Consider the following 20,101-nt stretch of genomic DNA (forward strand, 5'->3'; position numbering starts at 1 on the left):
GACGCGTCTGGTGGGCCGTCGCGGCGCTCCTGGTCGCGGGATGCGGAGTGCAGCCCACCGGGGTCACCGACGGGGGAGAGGCGCCCACGGGCGTGGCGCCCGGGGTGACGCTGTACTTCGTCGACGCCTCCGGTGAGCTGCGGCCCCAACAGCGCGACACCGGCGGCCTGGGTTCGATCTCCGAGGCGCTGGCGCTGTTGCTGGCGGGGCCGGGGGGTTCGGGTATGCACACCGAGATCGAGCCGGTCTCGGTCCAGCGGGTGGGGGTGATCATCGAACCGGGGGTGATCGAACTCGTGACGCCGCTGACCGTCGAGGACGTCACCCCGCTGGGCGTCGACCAGATCGTGTGCACGGCGCTGAGCACCCACGTGCAGAGCGGCGGCGCGCGGGACACACGGGTGCGGGTGCGCTTCACCATGCCCACTCCGGAGACGGAGGAGCTGCGGACCTGCCCGCTGATCACGTGATCAGTCCAGACCGGTGACGTCGACGAGGGGCGGAGCGGGGGCCGGGAGCGCCAGCCACAACACGGCGAGACCCACCATGAGCGCCGCGAACGCCACCCGTCCGCCGCGCCCACGTGCCCACGCGGCGCGGAACCGGATCGGGTCCTCCACCAGGTACTTCGACAGCGCGGCCAGACCGATCGAGACCGTGCTCACCAGGGCCGTCCACGACCACCCGTCCAGGCCCGTCACCTCGGGGGAGAGCAGCACGATGACCGGCCAGTGCCACAGGTACAGGCTGTAGGAGACCAGCCCCAGCCACCGCAGGGGCCGCCAGGCGAGAGCCCGTGAGACCAGCGATCGCGGTTCCCGCGCGCACAGTCCGATCAGCAGCGCGGACGCCAGGGAGTGCGCGAACAGGCCGCCGGTGAACAGCCACGGCGCGTCCGCCCCCTCCACCAGTGACCACGCCGTACCGACGCCGACCGCGAGCAGCATCAGGACCGCACCCGCCGGTCGGCCCGTCACACGGGCCAGCCAGGCGCGTGCCGGGCGGGTGGCGACCACCGCGCCCAGCAGCAGCGCGGACATCCGGGTGTCGGTGCCCATGTAGGCCCGCGTCGGGTCCGCCGCGCCCGCGAGCACGGTCATCAGCAGCAGTGATGCGACCGAGGCCAGGGCCGCGACCACCGCGACCCCGCGGTCCGCGCCGCGCCCGAACCGGGCGACGGCCAGCAGCACCACCGGCCACAGCAGGTAGAACTGCTCCTCGACCGCGATGCTCCACAGGTGCTCGAACACCCGTTGTCCGCCGAACCGGTCCCAGTAGCCGACCGATTCGGCGAGCAGGTGCCAGTTGACCACGTTCAGTTGGACCCAGGGCCCGTCCGCGAGCGTGGTCCGCACCAGGTCGGGCGGGCCCAGCGCCCAGACCAGCACGGTGACGGTGGTGAGCATGACCGCCAGCGCGGGCAGCAGACGACGGATCCGTCTGCCCCAGAAGGCGGCCACGGACACCGTGCCGGTCGCTTCGACCTCCCGCAGCAGCAGATCGGTGATGAGGTAGCCGGACAGGACGAAGAACAGGTCCACGCCCAGGAAACCACCGGTCAGGTGGCCGGTGTGGAACAGCAGCACCCCGAGGATCGCGGCGCCCCGCAGCCCGTCCAGGGCAGGCAGGTGCGGTCCTGCCCCGGTGGTCGGGCGGCGGTCCGTGGCGGGTTGGTCGTGCGTCATGGCGCCGATCGTGCCGCACCCGTGTCAGGGAGCCGTCCCCGTGATGTCGCGGCCGTGTCCCAGAAGTCGGGGCGGTGCGCCAGAAGCCGGGACGGTGCGCCGCGTCGGGTCAGGCGGGTCCGGTGGCTCCGGTGAGGAGCACACGCAGCGGTGGGGATCAGGCGGAGGCGCCCTTGCCGGTGGCCATGACGGCCGTGCGGACCGCGTTGCGCAGCCCGGGGGCCGCGGCGTCGAAGCGTTCCTGGAGCGCCCTGACCGCGGGCCTGTGCCGCCAGCGCTCGTTGGGGGCGAACACGGTCCACACGTCGCCCTCGGCCGCGATCGCGACCATGGCCGCGTCCTGGAGGGGCACCGCCGCCGCGTCGCGGCCCCCCAGGACCGCGTCGCGTGTGCGCTCGCGCAGCCGGCTGACCTCCTCGGGCCGGTCGAGGACGACCGTGCGGGTGGGGAACACCCCCAGCGTCCGGCCGCGTCTGACCGTGACCGCCCCGTCCGCGACGAGTTCTCCGCGCACCATCTCCTCGGCCCTGCCCATCTGGAGGTAGAGGAGGTTGATCCAGTGGTGCGGCTCGTTGGGGGACAGGTCGGACAGGACCCGGGCAAGGAACGGGTCCTTGGGCGCTCGGGCGATGGCGCGCGTCACCTTGCCGTCGCGGGGGCTCAGCAGTCCGCCGAGGGTCAGGTCGGCCAGCGCCGCGGCGCACAGCAGCTGGCCGCGGTAGGCGGCGCTGACGGGGTCGAACCGGTTCTTGTCGGTGTCGTAGCTGAGCAGGTAGAGCCGCTGCGGCAGGGTCAGGTCCATGTCGTTCTCCTCCAGGGCGTCCTCGTGGGGAGCCCGCCGACGGCGGGAGCCGCCGCGGGCCCGGACGGGCGCTGTCGCGTCAGTACCCCGTTCGCGTGTGTGGGCCCGCGCCGGGGCCGTCACCGGCGCGGTTCCCAGCGGAAGATCCGGGTGGCCGCCGCGACGGCGACGACGACCCAGGCCAGCGTGGGCACCAGCAGGATCAGGGATTCCGCGACCGGAACGCCGCCGCTCCAGGCGTTGACGACCAGCTCGGAGGCCGAGCCGCCGGGAAGCAGCCGCTTGATCAGGGTCAGTTCCTCGGTGCCGGTGAACCCCACCCAGCCGGAGATGGCCAGGACGCCGATCATGACGGGCAGCGTGGTCACCTGGGCGTGGTCGGGGGAGTTGGTCAGCCCGGCCGTGGCCAGCCCCAGGCCCGCCATCATCACCATCGTCGCGACGACGGCCGCCACCAGCAGGAGCACGTTGTCCGGCGTGCCGCCGACCACGGCCAGCACGGTCAGGATCACGGTCACCTGGACCAGCGTGACGGCGGTGACCGGGAGCAGCAGCCCGGTGAGGATGCTGGCGTCGCTCGACGCCGTGGAGCGCAGCCGCTTGAGGAAGAGGTTCTGCCTCCGGGAGGCGAGCGTGGTCACCGAGGTGGTGTAGAGCCCCATGGTCACCACGAGGAACACCAGTACCGAGGCGATGGCGCCCAGGTCCAGGGCCTCGCGCAGCGCGGGGAAGGCCTGGTGCAGGTAGATGTAGAACGCGCTGGAGGCCGCCGGAACGATGAGCATGGTGACCAGGACCAGCCGGTTCCGGAAGATCTGGATCAGCTCGCTCTGAGCGATCGGGAGCATGGTGAAGGTCCTTTTCCTGGAAGGTGCGGGGGAGGGGCTAGTCGTTGCCGATGGAGCGGAAGACGTCGTCGAGCCGGGTCGGTCCGGCCTCCAGTCCCCGCAGTTCGACCGCGTTGTCCTGCGCCCAGCCGAGCAGGGTGTACAGGTCCTTCTGCAGGCCGAGGGTCTCGACGAGGAACGCCCCGTCGCCCTGGCGCGTGGCCTGGAGCGGCGGCGTCGGTGCGGTCTCGGGCAGGGAGAAGCGGATCGTGGCCGGAAGGGCCTGGGTCAGCTCGGCCACGGTCCCCTCCCGGTGGAGGGAGCCCTTGTGCATCAGTCCGATGCGGTCGGCGCGCTGCTGGGCCTCCTCCAGGTAGTGCGTGGTCAGCACGATGGTCGAGCCGTCCTCGCGCAGCCGGTCCACGGCCTCCCACAGCCCGTCCCGGGACTGGATGTCCAGACCGGTGGTGGGCTCGTCCAGGAAGATCAGCTCCGGCGACCCGTACGCGGCGGTGGCGAAGTCCAGGCGCCGCTTCTCGCCGCCGGAGAGCTGGGACACCTTGGTACCGGCCTTGCCGGTCAGGTCGACCATGCCGAGCACGCGTTCGACCGTGTCCGTGCGCCGGGTGAGGCCGCCGATCAGCCGGACCGACTCCTTCACCGTCAGGTCCGGGGAGAACCCGCTCTCCTGGAGCATGACGCCCATCCTGGGCCGTACGGCGCGCCGGTCGCGCGGGTCCTGCCCGAAGACCCGTACGGTGCCCGAGGTGGCGGTGCGGTGGCCCTCGACGGTCTCCAGGGTCGAGGTCTTGCCCGCGCCGTTCGTGCCGAGAAGCGCGTAGAGCTTCCCGCGTCCCACCTGGAAGGACAGGTCCCTCACGGCGTGGAAGTCGCCGTACTCGAGGTTGAGGCGTTCGACGTCGATGACTGCTGTGGAGGTCATGTGTCCATTGCAGCGCTCGCCGCGCTCCGGGGGCAGTGGGACCACGTCACCACCTGGCCGTGACGTTTGTCGGGGTGGAGCCGTGACGCGGTGTCACTGGTGGGCGCGGCGCGAACAGCGAAATACTGGGACCGGACCCTCGCCCCCGACCCCGGAGAGCCGCACATGGACACGCGGAACGCGACGTCCGAACAGGCCGAGACGACGCAGGGACAGCTGCACGCGCACAACCTCGGCATGGCCACGGCCTCGCTCGCCACCGTGGGGGCGATCCTGGCGGCGATCGACTCCGACTCCGTGCTGGCCGTGGCCCAGGAGCGCATGCGCTTCGCCAGCGACCTGCACGACATCCAGGGCCACACCCTGCACGTGGTCAAGCTCAAGACCGCGCTGGCCCGCGAACTGGTGCGCGCCGCCCCCGACCGGGCCGAGGAGGAACTCGGCGAGATCCAGGCCCTGGTCGGCGACACCATCACCCAGACCCGGGAGCTGGCCTACGCCCAACGGCGCCTGAACCTGTCGGCGGAGCTGGAGAACGCCAAGAACCTCTTCGAGGCCGCCGACATCGACGTGCGCGTGGACCGCCGGGCCGAGGCCGCCCCGGGCGCGGGCGAGCTGCTGGGCCAGGTGCTGCGCGAGACCACCACCAACATCCTGCGCCACGCCCAGGCCGAGCAGGTGCGCATCACCCTGACCGAGACCGGCATCAGCATCGTCAACGACGGCGCACCCCAGGAGCCGCCCACGCGGCTGCGGGGGCTGGCCGCCCTGCGCGAGCGCGTGGCCGACAGCGGGGGCGAGCTGACGGTGGAGCACGAGGGCGGACGGTTCGTGACGGCCGCGCGGTTCCCGCACCCGGCCCCGGCACGACCCACCACAACGCGGAAGGACAACCCATGACCACCGTGGTACTCGCCGACGACGAGGCCCTCCTGCGCAAGGCGATGGCAGCCCTGCTCCCGCTGGAGGGCGAGATCACCGTGCTCGCCGAGGCGGAGGACGGGGAGGAGGCCGTGCGGGCCACGCTGGACCACCGGCCCGACGTGCTCGTCATCGACCTGGAGATGCCCGGTGTGGACGGGCTCGGCGCCGTCGCGCGGATCCGCCGTGAACTGCCGGAGCAGGTGATCCTCATGCTCACCCGCCACGCCAGGCCCGGCGTGCTCCGCAAGGCGCTCAAGCTCAGGGTCCAGGGCTTCGTCAGCAAGTCCGCGGAACCGGCGCACATCGCCTCGGTCATCGCCAACCTGCACCGGGGCAAGCGGTGGATCGACCCGGACGTCTCCGCGCTCGCCGTCATCGACGACTGCCCGCTCACCGACCGCGAGGTCGACGTGCTGCGGGCGACCAGTGAGGGCTACTCGGTCGCCGACATCGCCGCCCAGCTCCACCTGGCGGAGGGCACGGTGCGCAACTACCTCTCCAACGCGATGCAGAAGACCCAGACGCGCACCCGGCACGAGGCGGCGCGGTACGCGCGTGAGCACGACTGGCTCTGAGCCCCGGGGCGGTCACCCCGGCGGCGAGGACGGCTGTGACACATCGGTGACCTCGCTTTTCGCGTTCCACCAGTGACACCACGTCATGGCCTGACTCAGCGGAACGTCACGGCGCAGTGGTGACGCGGCCGCACTGCCCGACGGGCGCGCGAACCGGTGGAATGGGGCCATGAACCTCACACCGGCCACCACCGGCGAACACCCGGAGCGAGAGCGAGGCACCTCGTTGCCCCTTCCCCGCACGGGGGCAGCCCGGATGCGACCGCGGCCGCGACGGAGCGTTGGTCCGGCACCGGAGCCGGACCCGGACGTGAACGAGAGGAACGACATGGCACACAGCGACACGACCGCGGCCCAGGACCTCCTCGACTCCCCCGAGCACACCGACGCGACCACCTCCCCGGACGGAGTGACCATGACCGAGCACCAGCCCGCCCACCCCGCCCAGCCCGAGCAGCCCACGCGCCCGGCCCTCCCCGGGCAGCCCGAGCAGCCCACGCGCCCCGCCCACCCCGGGCAGCCCGTCGACACGAGGCAGACGGCGATGGACGCGGCGGGCGGCCCGTGGGGGATGGTCCTCTCGGCGATCCCGGCCCTGGTCTTCGCGGGGGCCGTCGCCTTCGTCCCGCTGCCGGTCGCCGTCGGGATCGCGATCGCCCTGGCCGTGGTGATAGCCGTGGTGCGGCTCTGGCGCGGCAAGCCCCTCAGCTCCGTGTGGGGCGGGGTGTTCGGCGTCGTGGTCGCCGGAGGCATCGTCACCTGGACCGGGTCGGCCAACGACTTCTTCGTGATCGGGATCTGGGCCGCCCTGGTGCTGGGCGTGGTCACGTTCGCCACGACCCTCATGAACCGGCCGGTGACCGGCGTCATCTGGAACGCCGTGCACGGTGGCACCCACGCCTGGCGTGAGGACCGGCCCTCGCTGGTCGCGCACCACTTCGCCACGTTCGCGGTGCTGGTCATGTGCGTCCTGCGGTTCGCGGTGCAGGGGTGGCTCTACCTGGCCGACTCCACGGCCTGGCTCGCGATCGCGGACACCGTGATGGGCTTCCCGCTGACGGCGCTGGTCGCGGTGGTGGTCATCTGGGCGTTCCGCCGTTCCACCAAGCGCCTGGTCAAGTCCTCCGACGCCGTGGCCGCCGCGCGGAGCTGACCGGCCCCACCGGCCTCCGGGCCGCCGCCCCCGGCGCCCCACCGCGCGGTGGGGTGTCCGGCACGCACCGCCCGCGGTCCCCGTCGCGGCCCCCGGCAGCGCGGAAGGACGACCGGCGGCCACCGCGTTCCCCGCCGCGCTGCCGTGTCCGGAGGGGCCTTTCCCCCCTGCGGCCGAACGCGGCTTGGGGAAGAGGATTCGGATGTTCGGTGGGGGACGCGCGCACGTGGTGTGGATAGCATCGGTGCGAGCGGATCCCCCGTCGCACCGGGGCTGACGGATGCGTGGGCACCGGGATCCGCGTTCTGTGACGTCAACCCCCTGTCTATCGAGGTGGACACCCCATATGACCGACGACGCCTCCCCGTCCGTTCCCGCCTCCGCCGGCGGTCCGCCGCAGATCGACACCACGCGGACCCACTCGGCCCGGATCTGGAACTACTGGATGGGAGGCAAGGACCACTACCCGATCGACCGCGAGGCGGGCGACGCGGTCGCCGCGGGCTTCCCCGAGATCGTGGACCTGGCCCGCACCAGCCGGGAGTTCCTGGTCCGCGTCGTGACCCACCTGGTGGGCGAGGCCGGCATCCGCCAGTTCCTCGACATCGGCACCGGCATGCCCACCGCCAACAACACGCACGAGGTCGCCCAGGCGATCGCCCCGGAGGCCCGCGTGGTCTACGTGGACAACGACCCCCTCGTGCTCGCGCACGCCCGCGCGCTGCTGGTCGGCGCACGCGAGGGGGTCACCGACTACATCGACGCCGACCTGCGCGATCCCGACGCGATCCTGGAGCGGGCCGCCCAGACGCTGGACTTCGACCAGCCCGTCGCGCTCATGCTCATGGGCGTCCTGGGCCACGTGCCCGACGACGAGGTCCTGCCGGTCGTGCGGCGGCTCGTGGACGCGCTGCCCTCCGGCAGCTACCTGGCGAGCTACGACGGCACCAACACCAGCGAGGCCTACAACGAGGCCATCGAGGTGGGCAACAAGCAGGGCGCGGTGCCCTACCTCCTGCGCGGTCCGGACGAGGTCGCCGCCCGCTTCGAGGGCCTGGAACTCCTGGAGCCGGGTGTGGTCCCCTGTCCCCTGTGGCGCCCCGCCCCCATCGAGGTCGGCGCACGGCGCGGCATGGACCAGTACGGCGGCGTGGCGCGCAAGCCCTGACGGCGCACGGACGCCCGACGCTGCTCGCGAACCCCCGCGCCGCGTGAATGCCCGACACCGGCGTGCGGGGCGGGCGGCCGGGGCGGGCGGCTCCGCCCCCACTGGTGAGGGCGCGCCGGATCCGCCCGCGGCCGGGCCACGGGCGGATCCGGCCGCGGTCACGGCGCGGGGTAGACCTCCGCGCGGTCGATGGTGACGATGGCGTCGCTGGACTCCGCGGGCCTGTCGCCGGTGACCGTGACGGTCAGGGTGTGCTCGCCGGGCCCGAGTTCGGGGCTGAGGTACACGCGCTGCTCCCCGACCCGGAACGGGTTGTGGTAGCTCACCGGCTCCGAGGGCGGCCCGCCGTCCACGGAGAACGTCGCGTAGCCGTGGTCGGTGTCCAGGGATCCGTGGACCGCGATCCGCGACCCGGTGAAGTGGTAGGTGGCCGTGGCCCCGGCCTGGGCGGTGTAGTGGTCGTCGCCGTAGAAGCAGTGGACCCCGCACCGGTCGCCCGTGGTCCAGTCGCCCTCGTAGGAGACCCGCGCTCCGCCCTGGCCGGTGTCGGTGTCGTTGATCGCCGTGCTGCCCGCGCCCGGGTCGCCGGAGGGCAGCGGCTGGGTCGCCCCCGCGGCCAGCGGCCGTCCGAGGTCGGGGGTGCCCTCGGAGGTCCAGCCGATGCGCTGGGCGCGCGTGGAGCGGAACGAGTAGGTGTACTCGGGCGTGTTCTTGGCGTGGTAGGCGATCCAGTCCTCGGTGCCGTCGGGCGAGGTGAAGAAGAAGTGGTGCCCGGGCCCCCAGACACCGGCCGCGTCGTCGCGGCTGAACAGCGGCCCCGGCAGCTGCTCCCAGGCGTCGGCGGACAGCGGGTCGGCGCCCTCGTCCAGCGCGATCGACCAGATCTGGTAGTCGGGTTTGCCGGTGTCGCAGGTGGAGTAGGTGAGGAAGGTCCTGCCGTCGCGGTACAGCGGGGTCGGCCCCTCCCGGACCTCGGGGCAGCCGCCCTCGTTGGGCAGCGCGACGGGCTCGCCCTCGATGGTCCAGGGGTTGCTCATCCGCGCGGCGTAGAGCTGCTGGGGGCCGCCGTCGAACCCGCGTCCGGGGCTGCTCCAGGCGAAGTAGGGCTGCCCGTCGTGCACGAACGGCTCGCCGTCGATGGCGTAGGTGCCGGTGTCGGCGATCCGCGCCTTGAACTCGTAGGGCCCGGCGGGGTCGTCACCGGCCGACTCCAGGACGTAGAGCCGGTGGCTGGCGTCCCGCTCGACCGGGTCGCTCAGTCTGCTGTCGGCGGCCGTGTAGTAGAGGTACCAGCGCGGACCGTCCTCGGTCCGGAACCGGTGCAGCGCCGGGGCCCACAGTTCGGTGTCGCGGCTGGGGTCGCTGTCGCGCCACACCTCCACGGGTTCGGCGGTGGCCAGGGTGGCCAGGCTGGGCGACTTCCACACGGAGATGCGGTCGCCTTGCGTGGTGGACAGATAGTAGTTCCCGTCGTGGTGCACGACCGTGGGGTCGGCTCCGGCGTTGAGGGGGTTGCGGAACGTCCCCTCCCGCGCGGAATCGGCGGGAGCCGACCGATCGGCCGGTTCGGCCGCCGCTTCGGCGATGGCGGTCGTGGCCGTCGTCGCGGCGGTACCGCTGGAGGCGGCGGCGGTGGCGGTGGTGGCCAGGGGGAGTGTGAGCAGCGCGAGGGTCAGGGCGCTGAGGGCCGTCAGAGGGCGTCGCGGGCGAGGGGACGTGCGTGGTGACATCGCTGCTTCCCGTCCGAGGAGGAGTGGTGCTCTTTCTTCTTACATCGTTGTAATCCTGGGGTGAAGCCTCCGCGCCCGGAGTCCCCGCGACGCACGGTGCGCCCTCGGGCGCGTCGCGGCCGGTCGGGCCCGGGCGCGGAAGGCCCGTCCTCACTGGCCGCCCAGACCCGTCGTGGCGACGCTGTTGACGATCTGGCGCTGGAACAGCATGAACACGACCACCATCGGTGCCGCCGCCACCATCGACGCCGCCAGCTGCGAGGCGTAGAAGGTCCCGTAGGAGTCCAGGATGTTGGGGATGCCCACGGGCAGCGTCATCAGTGCCGGGTCGGTCGTGACGATGAACGGCCACAGGTAGTTGTTCCAGGCGGTGATGAACACGAAGATCGACGCCGCCGCGAGGATGGGCCGCGACAGCGGCATGATCACCGACACGAACAGCCGCCAGTGCGAGGCCCCGTCCATGCGGGCCGCCTCGTCCAGCTCGCGCGGCACCGCGTCGAAGAACCGCTTGAGCACGAACACGATGACCGGCGCCACCAGCTGCGGCAGGATCACCGCCGCGTAGGTGTCCACCAGGCCCAGCGACACCATCTGCTGGAACAGCGGCACGATGAGCAGCTGCGGCGGGACCACGATCGCCGCGATCGTGAAGGCCATCAGCGCCGCGCGTCCCCGGAAGTCCATGCGCGACATCGCGAAGGCCGCCGGGGCCGCCACCACGATCGTGAGCAGGGTGACCAGCACGGCGATGACCAGGCTGTTGAACAGCCACATCTGGACGTTTCCGGCCTCGAACAGGTTGCGGTACTGCTCCAGGGTGAACCCGGTCTCGGGGACCAGGGTCGGCGGCAGCGAGACCGCGTCCCCCTCGGTCTTGAACGAGGTGATCAGCGCCCACACCATGGGCGCCAGCCACAGCACCGCGAAGACCACCAGCGCCGACAAGGCGGCGATCCGCGGTCCGCGGCCCCCGCCCAGCATCAGGTCGCGCTGCCTGGCGCGGTCCAGGGCCACCTCGGCCCGCCGCGCCGAACGCATGCTCCACGTCGCCATGTCAGCCCCTCCTCTTCGCGCTGATCCACAACTGGAAGGCGGCCACTCCGAGGACGAGCGCCAGGAACAGGTAGGAGACGGCGGCGCCGTACCCGAACCGGTAGCCGGTGAAGCCCACGTCGTAGATGTAGAGCAGCAGCGAACGGGTCGCCTCGCCCGGGCCGCCTCCGGTCAGCAGGTAGATCTGGTCGAAGACCTTCAGCGAGGCCAGCACCTGCAACAACAGGACGACCACCGTGGTGCCCCGCAACTGGGGGAGGGTGACGTGGCGCAGCCGGGCCCACACCCCCGCGCCGTCCAGCGCGGCGGCCTCGTACAGGTGGCCGGGGATCGACTGGAGGGCGGCCAGGTACAGCAGGAAGTTGAACCCGACCGTCCACCACACCGTGGTCAGTGCCACCGACCACATCGCCACGCCCTCGTCGGTCAGCCAGCCCAGGCCCTCCGTCCCCAGGAGCCCCAGCACGTGGTTGAGCAGACCGAAGTCCTCCACGTACAGGAACTTCCACACCAGCGCCACGGTGGCCACCGGCAGCAGGAACGGCAGGAAGAACGACAGCCGCCACAACCACTGCCCGGGCAGCCCGGTGTGCACCAGGACCGCCATGGCCAGCGCGACCACCACCAGGGGGACGGTGGTGACGAGGGTGAACAGGACGGTGTTGCCCAGGGTCCGCCACACCATCGGGTCGCCCAGCGCCTCGGTGTAGTTCTCCAGACCGACGAACGCGCCGCCCGCCCCGTTGAGGGCGATGTCGGTGAAGCTCATCCACAGCCCGCTCACCAGCGGCCAGGCCAGGAACAGCGCGTACACCAGGAGGAAGGGCAGCAGGAACACCAGGGGCGAGTCCGCCAGGCGTCGCCACAGCCCTCGCGCGGCGCCGGGGCCGCCCGGCGGGGAGCCCTCGCCCGCGCGGGGGCGGGCGGGGGCTTGGGTGGTCACGCTCATTCCAGCCCTCCCGGGTTGGTGCGGGCGGCCCAGGAGTCCAGGGTCCGGCCCAGGTGCTCCACCGCCGCCTCGGGCCCGTCGCCGGTCAGGGCCGTGCGCAGCGCCTCGCTCACGTCGGAGTGGAACCGCGATCCGGCCCCGGCGAACCACACCTCGGGGTCGAGCACCGGGGTCTCACCGGCGGCCGCGTAGTCCGACTGCGGGTCCAGCGCCAGGTACTCCGGCGACTGGGCGATCGGCGAGTAGGCCGGGATGTGGCCCGCCTCGCCCCAGATCAGGCTGTTGCGCACCATGAGCGCCACGAACTCGTGGGCGGCGCGCACCCGTTCGGGGTCGGGGTCGCCCTGGCGGGGCAGCACGAAGGCGTGGGAGTCGGCGTACCCGCCGGGTTGGTCGAAGACCGTGGGGAAGGGGGCCGCGCCCAGGTTCTCCACGTGTTCCGACAGGTAGGGCAGCTCCCACTCCCCGCACACGAGCATCGCCGAGCGCCCGGAGGCGAAGGCCGCCAGGGCGGTGGGGTAGTCCAGGTTCGGCTCCGACGTCCGGCCGTCGAGCAGTTCGGCGAGGAAGGTGTACACGCGCAGCGCCGCGTCGCGGTCGAACACCGCCGGTCCGCCCTCGGGCAGTTCCATGGACGCGCCGGTCTGGTTGTACAGCATCCAGAACAGCCGCCACCCCTGGGAGTCGTCGTTGACGTGCCCGTAGGAGACGCCGCTGCCGCCCCCGGCCTCGGCCAGCGCCCGGGACGCCGCGAGGAACCCCTCGGGGGAGTCCATGCCGGTCAACTTCCCGTTCCCGTCGAGCAGACCGGCCCGGTCGGCCACCCCGGTGTCGTAGAAGACGATCACCGGGTGGGTGTCCAGCGGGACGGCGTAGGTGGCGCCGTCGTGGATGCCGCGTTCCCACAGGTCGGGCACGAAGTCCTCGGCGGTGACCCCGAACTCGGCCAGCAGGTCCAGGTCGAAGGGTTCGAGCAGTCCGCCGGGGGCGTACCCGGGCAGGCGGGACAGGTGCAGCACGGCGGTCTCGGGGGCCCGCCCGCCCACGGAGGCCACCGCCAGCTTGGTGTAGTACGGCGGCCCCCAGGCCAGCGTGCTGGGGGTGACGCCCAGGTGCGGGGCCTGTTCGCGCACCGCCTCCAGCATGGTCTCCACCCGGGCGCCGTCCCCGCCCTGGAACAGGCTCCAGAACCGCACCTGCGTGGTCGGTCCCGAACCGGAGCCGGGGGCGCATCCGGCGGCGCCCAGGGCCGAGCCCAGGGCGAGGGCTCCCGTGCCCAGGAGCACGCGACGCCGGGAGAACGGTGGAGGCGACCCGGTCGGCGGGCGGGATCTGCGTGGCGGGTGTGGCATCGGCGGACTCCAAGGAAAAGGCGGGGGGTGATACGGGGGGTGGGTGGTCCCCGGGGCTTGCCGGGGACGCGCTCACTCGGGCCGACGGTCGGCCTTCTCGTACGCGGCCGTCCTGCGCTGGGCGGCCGCGATGCGGGCGGTGTCGAGCTTGTCGCCGCGGTCGAACCGGTAGACGCCGTTGCGTTCCTGGAACACGTCGGTGAGCTGCGTGTAGCAGTAACCGAACATGTCCGGGTCCTCCAACAGCACACCCGTCAGACCCTCGAAGCGGATGTGGAACTCCTCCGGGGTCCTCGGGTCGTCTCCGTACCCCCACGACTGCTCACCGCCGTCGGTGTCGGGGTCCCAGCGGATCCCGCCGAACTCGCTGCAGAAGTAGGGCTGCCCGCGGTAGGGCACCGACCAGTCGCGGCCGTCCGCGCCGCGGTTGACGTAGGGGTCGTCCTCGGCCAGGCCGCTCATCTGCTCGCGGAACGCCTCGGGGTCCTGCTCGTAGCTGTGGGAGTCGTAGACGTCGGTCTCGGGGACCCGGTGGGCGTACCCGGAGGCGTCCACCACCGGGCGGGAGGGGTCGATCGCCTTGGTGGCCAGGAACATCGCCCGGGTCACGTCGTCCAGGGCGGTGAAGCGGTCGTGCAACCGCTGGAAGGTCTCGTTGAGCGGGCACCAGCCGACGACGCTGGGGTGGGAGTAGTCGCGTTCCACGGCCTCGGTCCACTGGGCCACGTAGGAGGCGTCCGGCCGCTGGTTGTCGTCGGCCGCGCCGCCGTCGGCCGCGCACCCCCAGTCGCCGAACTCGCCCCAGACCAGGTATCCGAGCCGGTCGGCGTGGTACAGGAAGCGCTCCTCGAAGACCTTCTGGTGCAGGCGGGCCCCGTTGAACCCGGCCCGCAGGCCCAGTTCGATGTCGCGCACCAGGGCGGCGTCGTCGGGTGCGGTCATCAGCCCGTCGGGGTAGTAGCCCTGGTCCAGGACCAGGCGCTGGAACACGCGTCGGCCGTTGATCAGGACCGCCTTGCCCTGGATCGAGACCGACCGCAGGCCCGCGTAGGACCCGGCCCGGTCCACCACATCGCCCCGGGCGTCGAGCAGTTCCAGGCGCAGCGTGTACAGGTGCGGGTCCTGCGGCGACCAGGCGCGGAGCCGTTCCCGCGGCACCGTCAGGGTCAGCCGGGGCGCGGTGTCCAGGTCGGCGCGGGCCTCGGCCGTGGTGACCTCGCCGTCCCCGTCCTCCAAGGCGGCGCGCACCCGCAGCCCCTCGCCGCTGCCGGACAGCGGTAGGAGCAGGTGGAAGGCCCTGTTGGCCAGGTCCGGGGTGACGCGGGGGCGCCGCAGGTGCACGTCGGGGACCGGTTCCATCCACACGGTCTGCCAGATCCCGGTGGTGCGCGTGTAGTGGCATCCGGAGTTGGCGTACCAGGTGGCCTGCTTGCCGCGGGCCTGGAAGCCGTGTCGGCTGTCGCGGGCGCGCACGACCACCACGGCCTCCTCGCCGGGGCCCGCGACCCCGGCCAGGTCGGCGGTGAAGGGGGTGAACCCGCCGCGGTGGCGGACGACCTCCACACCGTTGACCCACACGGTGGTGTCGTGGTCGACGGCCTGGAAGTGCAGCAGGACGCGCCGTCCCGCCCAGGCGTCGGGGACGCGGACGGTGCGCCGGTACCAGACCGCCTCCATGAAGTCGGTGTCGCCCACGCCGGACAGCTCCGACTCAGGGCAGAAGGGGACGGTGATGGTGCCGGAGAGCTCGGCGTCGCGCAGGCCCCGTTCGAGCCCGCTGTCGCCGCGGTCGGCCTCGAAGCCCCAGGCGCCGTTCAGGCACAGCCAGTCGGGGCGGGTGAACTGCGGGCGCGGGTACTCGGGGCGGGGCGGAGCGGTGGGCCCGTTCCCGCGCTGCGACTGGTGGTGCGTCGGCACGGAGGTCTTCTCCTTCTCACGGCGGCGTCGTCCTGTGACTGGCGTCACGGCAAATGTCAGCACATTTTTACATCGATGTAAATACCTCGACGCGAAGGTCAGGGGGTTCCGGGTGCCGGGCGGGGGAGGCCGGGTCCGACCGCGGGGCGGCGGCGGGGCGCGGGCTAGGATGGCGCTGATCGGGGGTGGACGTGGGCACGAGGCCGCGTATCAAGGACGTCGCGCGTCAGGCCGGGGTCTCGGAGAAAACGGTTTCCAACGTTATTAACGACCATCCGCACGTTCGGCCCGCCACGCGCGCCGCCGTGGAGGCGGCCATCGCCGCGCTGGGCTACCGCGTCAACCTGGCCGGACGCCACCTGCGCCGCGGTGAGACCGGCGTGATCGCGCTGGTCGTGCCCGAACTCGACCTCGGCTACTTCGCCGAGCTCGCCGACCTGGTCATCCGCGAGGCCGAACGCCTCTCGCGCACCGTCCTCGTCCACCAGAGCGAGGCCCGCCGCGACCGCGAGGAGTCCGCCCTGGAGGGGTTCGGCGCCGACTTCGTCGACGGCGTCATCCTCAGCCCGCTCGCCATGGACGACGCCGCCCTGCACACGCACCCCTCCCGGCTGCCGGTGGTGCTCCTGGGCGAGCTGCCCCGCACGGTCCGGCACGGCCACGTGGCGATCGACAACGTGGCCGCCGCGCGGGAGGCCACCGAGCACCTGCTCGACGGCGGACGCACCCGGATCGCGGTGGTGGGCGGTCGGCCGCCGGGCCCCTCCGGCACGGCCGAGCTGCGCACCCGTGGTTATCGCGAGGCCCTGGAGGCGCGGGGGAGGGGTTACGACCCCGCGCTGGTGCGACCGGCCGGGCATTTCCACTGGAAGGACGGGGCGGAGCTGGCCGCCGAGCTCGTCGCCGGGTCCGGGCCGCCCGACGCGCTGCTGTGCATGAACGACCTGTTGGCGCTGGGGGCGATGCGCGCGCTGCACGACGCCGGGGTGCGGGTCCCCCAGGACGTGGCGGTGGTCGGGTTCGACGACATCGCCCCGGGGCGCTACTCCGTGCCCAGCCTGACCACCGTCGCCCCGGACAAGCCGAGCCTGGCCCGCGAGGCGGTGCGGCTGCTGCTGGAGGCGGTGGAGGCCAGGCGGGGCGCTCCGGACGCGGTGCCCGGGAGCGAGGCCGACCGGGCCTCGGCCAAGGTCGTCGTGGGCCACACCCTCCTGGTTCGGGAGAGCAGTGCCAGCGCGCTCTGACGCCTGTCCTCCTCGGAGAGGCCGAGGCCGACAGAAGACGTGCAATCCGCTTTACGGGAATGCATGGAAATGGTCTGATTTTCTGTTCATGCTTGCATAGGTGAATGAGAACGGACCCCACGGCATGGCGGTGGTGGGGCCCGCTGTCGTGTCACTCTTCCTGTTCGCTCGCACGCCTCCACTCGCTTCGGCGGGGGAGCGGTGGCGCTATCTGTTTGGCAGTTTTGTTCCATTCGGTCAGTTCGGGTGGGGTCGAGGTTCCCGCGCGGGTGCGGATGAGGTCGTCCACGACCAGTCCGGCGAAGACGCGGGGGTGGGTCCTGTAGTCGCCCTTGCCGTCCAACCACCGGTAGAGGCCGTGTTCGGTGACGGTGACCTGTGCGTATCCGAGGTAGGGGCAGCAGGTCAGGGTGGGCAGGGGGTCCAGGCTGAACCAGTGGGGCTTGTCACCGATCTGCGAGGACAGTCCGCGCGCGGTGAGTTCTTCTTGGAGGTGCTTCAGCTGTTCGATCGCATCCATACACCCACGATGCGGCTGGGAAGGAGTTTTACACAGCTACCAATACCTGTCTGCACGGATATGGTCTCACGTGCAGATAGCTGGATAGCTTTGATGTGTGACTGAGAACGAATTCACATCTCTGTTTTCCAAGCTCCGTGAACTGTCCGGTTTGAGGCAGGAGGAGCTTGCTGAACGTGTGGGGTCCTCTGCCGCCTCGGTGTCCCGGTGGGAGACCGGCGTCATCACTCCCAAGCGGGCGAAGGTCGAACAGCTCGACAAGGCGCTCAAGGCCGAAGGGCGCTTGGTGCGCACGTGGGAACCGGTGGCCACCGGGTTGCAGATTCCGCCTTGGATGCGTTCCAAGGGCGCCCTGGAAGAGAAGGCGGTGGAGATCGACACGGGTGACGGTCTCCAACCTCGTGCCCGGCCTCCTCCAGTCCCTGCCCTACGCGCGCATGGTGTTCCGCGCCGGACATCCCAGCGCGTCCAACGACGATGTGGAGCGCTTCGCCCAGCTTCGTGTCTCGCGCTACGAGGTGCTCAAACGAAGGAATGATCCGTTCGTCACCGCCGTCTTCCCCATCTCCGCGCTGACCTGCCTGCCCGACAGCGTACGCACCGACCAGGTCAAGACGATCCTGCGGCACATGGAACGGGAGCGCATGGCGGTTCACCTGATTCCTGACGGCAATCCGATGCTGCTGATCGCCGCCTCGATCCAGGTCTACCGGTTGGCGGACGGCGCTGCTGTGGCGGCCTCCGACTACGCCCGGGGCAACCTGTTGATGGACGAGCCGGAGGACACCGCGGCGGTAGTGTCTGTCGTGAGGAACCTGATCGGACTGTGCTCTCCCTTGGGGGAAACATCCGCCCTGCTAGGAAGGCTGCTGTGATGTGGCATAAGTCCAGCTACAGCAATGACGCCGCTCACTGCGTCGAGGTCAGCGAAGGACCGACCACCCTGGTACGCGACACCCAGAACCAGCAAGCGGCCACCCTGGCCTTCCCCGCCGCCGAGTGGGCCGCTCTGCTCCGCTGCGAATGCGACGCCTCCGTGCGCTGACACCCCACACAGCCGACTCCCCGTTCAGGAGAGCGGGGGAGTTCACCATGTCTCCCGGAGGATGCCCCGGCCTTGAGGCCGGGGAGGAATCCGGGCAGGCAGTCGGCACCTTTCCCGTTTTGCCTTACACATACTTCTCCTTGCTCTAACCTTTGCCGTATGCGGACGGCGTACAAGTGCCGGGCCTACCCGGACCCCGAACAAGCGGCCCAGCTGGGTCGCACGTTCGGGTGCGTGCGCCTGGTGTGGAACAAAACGCTCGCCGAGCGCCACACCGCCTACCACCAGCGCGGCGAGAGGACCTCGTACCAGCAGACCGACCAGGCGCTGACCCAGTGGAAGAAGACCGAAGACCTGGCGTTCTTGTCCGAGGTGTCCTCGGTGCCGTTGCAGCAGACCCTGCGCCACCAGCACAGCGCGTTCTCCCACTTCTTCGCTGGACGCGCCCGCTACCCCCGGTTCAAGAACCGGCAGGGCCGACAGTCGGCGCACTACACCCGCAGCGCGTTTCGCCTCCGCGACGGTGAGTTGTTCCTGGCCAAACACCAGAGGCCGCTGAGGGTGGCCTGGTCGTGGGATGACGTGAACCTGGCTGCGTTGGAGGCGACCACGGTCATCGTTTCGCGTGAGGCGGACGGGCGCTGGTATGTGACCTTCGCCGTGGACACCGACGATCCTGACCCGGCACCGGACACTGGTTCTGAGGTGGGTGTGGATCTGGGGGTGAAGGACTTCGCGATCCTGTCCACGGGCGAGAAGATCGCCAACCCCCGCCACGTGGAGCGCAAGGCCCGCAACCTCAAGCGCTACCAGCGGCGCATGGCACGCACCCAGCGCGGCTCGGCCAACCGGCGCAAGGCCAAGCGCAGGGTCGCGGCCGCGCACCGCAAGGTCCGCCACGCCCGCGCTGACTTCCTGCACAGGACCACGACCCGCCTGGTGCGCGAGCACGACCTGATCGCGATCGAGGACCTGAACGTGCGGGGCATGACCGCCTCCGCGAAAGGCACCGTCGAGCGACCCGGTCAGCGGGTCCGTCAAAAGGCCGGGCTGAACCGGTCGGTCCTGGACGCTGGCTTTGGTGAGTTCCGCCGCCAACTGGAGTACAAGGCCGAACGTTTCGGTCGCACGCTGGTGGTGGTGGATCGGTGGTTTCCTTCCAGCAAGACCTGTTCTGCGTGCGGGTACCTGCTGGATCGGCTTTCTCTGGGCACCCGGGTATGGACGTGCCCTTCCTGTCGCACCCGGCATGATCGGGATCTCAACGCGGCCAAGAACACTCTTGCGGCTGGTCGAGTCGCAGCCCGGGAAGCAGTCTCGGGTGATGCCTGGGGAGCTGGTGTGAGTCGGCAAGGGTCCTCCCTTCCGCTGTCGGCGTCGAAGCAGGAAACCGGGCCCGTGAGGGTCGCCGCGCGAGCGGCACCGGACCGTTAGGTTCGGTCGGAATCCCCCTCCTTTGAGGAGGGGGAGGAAGTCAAGACAGCGCGACGTAGACGGTGTTGGACGCGTCGTGGTCCTGCTGGGGGTTGGGGAAGTCCACGACCTCCGCGCGCGCCGTGGTGAAGACCTCCGCCAGCAGGTCGGTGAACTCCTCGTCCGGCGCGTCGTTGGACCACAGGGCGAAGACACCGCCCGGCGCGAGCAGGTGCTCGCGCAGGTGGCGCAGACCCTCGGCCGTGTACAGACCGGCGTGGCCGGGGTGGAGCAGGTGGCGCGGTGAGTGGTCGATGTCGACGATCACGGCGTGGAACGGCTCCGCGCCCATGTCGGGGGCGGGCCCCGATCCGGCGCCGACAGCGGCGAAGAAGTCCCCGTGCTCCAGGCGGCACCGGGGATCGCGGACCAGCGACGCGCCCGAGGGGATCAGTCCCTCGCGGTGCCATTCGATGACCTCGCCGAGGGCCTCCACCACGACGAGGGAGCCCACGCGCGGGTCCTCCAGCACCGTGTGCGCGGTGTAGCCCAGTCCCAGGCCTCCCACGGCGACGCGCAGGCCGTTCGCCGCGTCCAGTTCGGCCAGGGCCAGCCGGGCCAGTTCGACCTCGGCGGCGGTGAACAGGCTCGACATCAGGAAGTCGTCGTCGAGTTTGATCTCGTAGACCTCCTTGCGGAAGAGGGGGTCGTGTCGGCGGCGGAGGCTGAGCTCTCCCATCGGGGTCGCCCGCCAGTCCAGTTCCTGAAAACGGGCGCTCATTGATCTCTCCTGCTCGT

Annotated in this window: 19 protein-coding genes and 2 pseudogenes; 10 read left to right on the forward strand and 11 right to left on the reverse strand. The window is 71.3% G+C overall.

The window, feature by feature from the left end; genetic code table 11:
- The first annotated feature begins 29 nt into the window (after window positions 1–29).
- On the forward strand, window positions 30–470 hold the full coding sequence (locus tag ACSIH6_RS31215) for a hypothetical protein (protein ID WP_435111967.1): 441 nt from the start codon (window positions 30–32) through the stop codon (window positions 468–470).
- Here the strand turns inward: ACSIH6_RS31215 and ACSIH6_RS31220 are convergent, their stop codons facing one another.
- The 4 genes from ACSIH6_RS31220 to ACSIH6_RS31235 all read right to left on the reverse strand — a co-directional run bounded on the left by ACSIH6_RS31220 (window position 471) and on the right by ACSIH6_RS31235 (window position 4,257).
- Window positions 471–1,685: an acyltransferase family protein gene (locus ACSIH6_RS31220; protein WP_435111929.1), complete on the reverse strand. Its 1,215-nt coding sequence runs from the start codon at window positions 1,683–1,685 to the stop codon at window positions 471–473. It abuts the gene before it with no gap.
- A gap of 157 nt (window positions 1,686–1,842) precedes the next feature.
- Window positions 1,843–2,487 carry a GOLPH3/VPS74 family protein gene (locus ACSIH6_RS31225; RefSeq protein WP_435111930.1) on the reverse strand — a complete coding sequence of 215 codons (645 nt, stop codon included), beginning with the start codon at window positions 2,485–2,487 and terminating at the stop codon, window positions 1,843–1,845.
- A 119-nt stretch (window positions 2,488–2,606) separates the two neighbouring features.
- The gene (locus tag ACSIH6_RS31230; protein WP_435111931.1) at window positions 2,607–3,335 is read right to left on the reverse strand and encodes an ABC transporter permease; all 729 of its coding nucleotides are present in this window, start codon (window positions 3,333–3,335) and stop codon (window positions 2,607–2,609) included.
- A gap of 37 nt (window positions 3,336–3,372) precedes the next feature.
- Entirely contained in the window at window positions 3,373–4,257 is an 885-nt protein-coding gene (locus ACSIH6_RS31235) for an ABC transporter ATP-binding protein (RefSeq protein ID WP_435111932.1), read from the reverse strand.
- Between the two features lie 279 nt (window positions 4,258–4,536).
- Here ACSIH6_RS31235 and ACSIH6_RS31240 point away from each other — a divergent pair.
- From ACSIH6_RS31240 to ACSIH6_RS31255, 4 genes and pseudogenes are all read left to right on the forward strand, one after another.
- Window positions 4,537–5,124 (forward strand): annotated as a pseudogene (locus ACSIH6_RS31240) (sensor histidine kinase); the annotation flags it as partial.
- A gap of 29 nt (window positions 5,125–5,153) precedes the next feature.
- Window positions 5,154–5,756: a response regulator transcription factor gene (locus ACSIH6_RS31245; RefSeq protein WP_435111933.1), complete on the forward strand. Its 603-nt coding sequence runs from the start codon at window positions 5,154–5,156 to the stop codon at window positions 5,754–5,756.
- 328 nt (window positions 5,757–6,084) lie between these two features.
- Window positions 6,085–6,909: a DUF3159 domain-containing protein gene (locus tag ACSIH6_RS31250; protein WP_435111935.1), complete on the forward strand. Its 825-nt coding sequence runs from the start codon at window positions 6,085–6,087 to the stop codon at window positions 6,907–6,909.
- 346 nt (window positions 6,910–7,255) lie between these two features.
- Window positions 7,256–8,077 (forward strand): SAM-dependent methyltransferase, encoded by an 822-nt coding sequence (locus tag ACSIH6_RS31255; protein ID WP_435111937.1) that lies wholly within the window; start codon window positions 7,256–7,258, stop codon window positions 8,075–8,077.
- Between the two features lie 158 nt (window positions 8,078–8,235).
- On the opposite strand, the gene ACSIH6_RS31260 is transcribed toward ACSIH6_RS31255, so the two are convergent.
- From ACSIH6_RS31260 to ACSIH6_RS31280, 5 genes are all read right to left on the reverse strand, one after another.
- Window positions 8,236–9,807, reverse strand: a complete 1,572-nt coding sequence (locus ACSIH6_RS31260) for a glycoside hydrolase family 43 protein (protein WP_435111938.1) — start codon at window positions 9,805–9,807, stop codon at window positions 8,236–8,238.
- 150 nt (window positions 9,808–9,957) lie between these two features.
- Complete coding sequence (locus ACSIH6_RS31265) at window positions 9,958–10,863, reverse strand: carbohydrate ABC transporter permease (protein WP_435111939.1); 906 nt, start codon at window positions 10,861–10,863, stop codon at window positions 9,958–9,960.
- A gap of 1 nt (window position 10,864) precedes the next feature.
- Window positions 10,865–11,812 (reverse strand): carbohydrate ABC transporter permease, encoded by a 948-nt coding sequence (locus ACSIH6_RS31270; protein ID WP_435111940.1) that lies wholly within the window; start codon window positions 11,810–11,812, stop codon window positions 10,865–10,867.
- The gene (locus tag ACSIH6_RS31275) at window positions 11,809–13,098 is read right to left on the reverse strand and encodes an extracellular solute-binding protein (RefSeq protein ID WP_435111941.1); all 1,290 of its coding nucleotides are present in this window, start codon (window positions 13,096–13,098) and stop codon (window positions 11,809–11,811) included. Before ACSIH6_RS31275 ends, ACSIH6_RS31270 begins: the two co-directional genes overlap by 4 nt.
- A 138-nt stretch (window positions 13,099–13,236) precedes the next feature.
- The gene (locus tag ACSIH6_RS31280; RefSeq protein WP_435111942.1) at window positions 13,237–15,081 is read right to left on the reverse strand and encodes a glycoside hydrolase family 2 protein; all 1,845 of its coding nucleotides are present in this window, start codon (window positions 15,079–15,081) and stop codon (window positions 13,237–13,239) included.
- A gap of 191 nt (window positions 15,082–15,272) precedes the next feature.
- Here ACSIH6_RS31280 and ACSIH6_RS31285 point away from each other — a divergent pair, with 191 nt between their 5' ends.
- Window positions 15,273–16,325 (forward strand): LacI family DNA-binding transcriptional regulator, encoded by a 1,053-nt coding sequence (locus ACSIH6_RS31285; RefSeq protein ID WP_435111943.1) that lies wholly within the window; start codon window positions 15,273–15,275, stop codon window positions 16,323–16,325.
- Window positions 16,326–16,476: 151 nt separating this feature from the next.
- Here the strand turns inward: ACSIH6_RS31285 and ACSIH6_RS31290 are convergent, their stop codons facing one another.
- Window positions 16,477–16,845, reverse strand: a complete 369-nt coding sequence (locus ACSIH6_RS31290; RefSeq protein WP_435111944.1) for a hypothetical protein — start codon at window positions 16,843–16,845, stop codon at window positions 16,477–16,479.
- Between the two features lie 178 nt (window positions 16,846–17,023).
- Between ACSIH6_RS31290 and ACSIH6_RS31295 the strand changes: the two are divergent.
- The 4 genes and pseudogenes from ACSIH6_RS31295 to ACSIH6_RS31310 form a co-directional block, all read left to right on the forward strand.
- Window positions 17,024–17,080, forward strand: a pseudogene (locus tag ACSIH6_RS31295) (hypothetical protein); the annotation flags it as partial.
- A 148-nt stretch (window positions 17,081–17,228) separates the two neighbouring features.
- On the forward strand, window positions 17,229–17,720 hold the full coding sequence (locus tag ACSIH6_RS31300) for a Scr1 family TA system antitoxin-like transcriptional regulator (RefSeq protein ID WP_435111945.1): 492 nt from the start codon (window positions 17,229–17,231) through the stop codon (window positions 17,718–17,720).
- Window positions 17,717–17,890, forward strand: a complete 174-nt coding sequence (locus ACSIH6_RS31305; RefSeq protein ID WP_435111946.1) for a DUF397 domain-containing protein — start codon at window positions 17,717–17,719, stop codon at window positions 17,888–17,890. Before ACSIH6_RS31300 ends, ACSIH6_RS31305 begins: the two co-directional genes overlap by 4 nt.
- Before the next feature lie 159 nt (window positions 17,891–18,049).
- The gene (locus ACSIH6_RS31310; RefSeq protein ID WP_435111947.1) at window positions 18,050–19,324 is read left to right on the forward strand and encodes an RNA-guided endonuclease InsQ/TnpB family protein; all 1,275 of its coding nucleotides are present in this window, start codon (window positions 18,050–18,052) and stop codon (window positions 19,322–19,324) included.
- Window positions 19,325–19,364: 40 nt separating this feature from the next.
- Here ACSIH6_RS31310 and ACSIH6_RS31315 read toward each other — a convergent pair whose 3' ends face one another.
- Window positions 19,365–20,084 carry a polyamine aminopropyltransferase gene (locus ACSIH6_RS31315; protein ID WP_435111948.1) on the reverse strand — a complete coding sequence of 240 codons (720 nt, stop codon included), beginning with the start codon at window positions 20,082–20,084 and terminating at the stop codon, window positions 19,365–19,367.
- Between the last annotated feature and the right edge of the window lie 17 nt (window positions 20,085–20,101).

This window comes from Nocardiopsis synnemataformans (assembly GCF_965343085.1).
GTDB classification, from domain to species: domain Bacteria; phylum Actinomycetota; class Actinomycetes; order Streptosporangiales; family Streptosporangiaceae; genus Nocardiopsis; species Nocardiopsis alborubida.

What these genes read in the sequence shown, in the direction of transcription:
- ACSIH6_RS31220 (WP_435111929.1), bottom strand. Translation starts at nt 1,685, where the DNA reads ATGACGCACGACCAACCCGCCACGGACCGCCGCCCGACCACCGGGGCA.
- ACSIH6_RS31225 (WP_435111930.1), bottom strand. Translation starts at nt 2,487, where the DNA reads ATGGACCTGACCCTGCCGCAGCGGCTCTACCTGCTCAGCTACGACACC.
- ACSIH6_RS31230 (WP_435111931.1), bottom strand. Translation starts at nt 3,335, where the DNA reads ATGCTCCCGATCGCTCAGAGCGAGCTGATCCAGATCTTCCGGAACCGG.
- ACSIH6_RS31235 (WP_435111932.1), bottom strand. Translation starts at nt 4,257, where the DNA reads ATGACCTCCACAGCAGTCATCGACGTCGAACGCCTCAACCTCGAGTAC.
- ACSIH6_RS31245 (WP_435111933.1), top strand. Translation starts at nt 5,154, where the DNA reads ATGACCACCGTGGTACTCGCCGACGACGAGGCCCTCCTGCGCAAGGCG.
- ACSIH6_RS31250 (WP_435111935.1), top strand. Translation starts at nt 6,085, where the DNA reads ATGGCACACAGCGACACGACCGCGGCCCAGGACCTCCTCGACTCCCCC.
- ACSIH6_RS31255 (WP_435111937.1), top strand. Translation starts at nt 7,256, where the DNA reads ATGACCGACGACGCCTCCCCGTCCGTTCCCGCCTCCGCCGGCGGTCCG.
- ACSIH6_RS31260 (WP_435111938.1), bottom strand. Translation starts at nt 9,807, where the DNA reads ATGTCACCACGCACGTCCCCTCGCCCGCGACGCCCTCTGACGGCCCTC.
- ACSIH6_RS31265 (WP_435111939.1), bottom strand. Translation starts at nt 10,863, where the DNA reads ATGGCGACGTGGAGCATGCGTTCGGCGCGGCGGGCCGAGGTGGCCCTG.
- ACSIH6_RS31270 (WP_435111940.1), bottom strand. Translation starts at nt 11,812, where the DNA reads ATGAGCGTGACCACCCAAGCCCCCGCCCGCCCCCGCGCGGGCGAGGGC.
- ACSIH6_RS31290 (WP_435111944.1), bottom strand. Translation starts at nt 16,845, where the DNA reads ATGGATGCGATCGAACAGCTGAAGCACCTCCAAGAAGAACTCACCGCG.
- ACSIH6_RS31310 (WP_435111947.1), top strand. Translation starts at nt 18,050, where the DNA reads ATGCGGACGGCGTACAAGTGCCGGGCCTACCCGGACCCCGAACAAGCG.
- ACSIH6_RS31315 (WP_435111948.1), bottom strand. Translation starts at nt 20,084, where the DNA reads ATGAGCGCCCGTTTTCAGGAACTGGACTGGCGGGCGACCCCGATGGGA.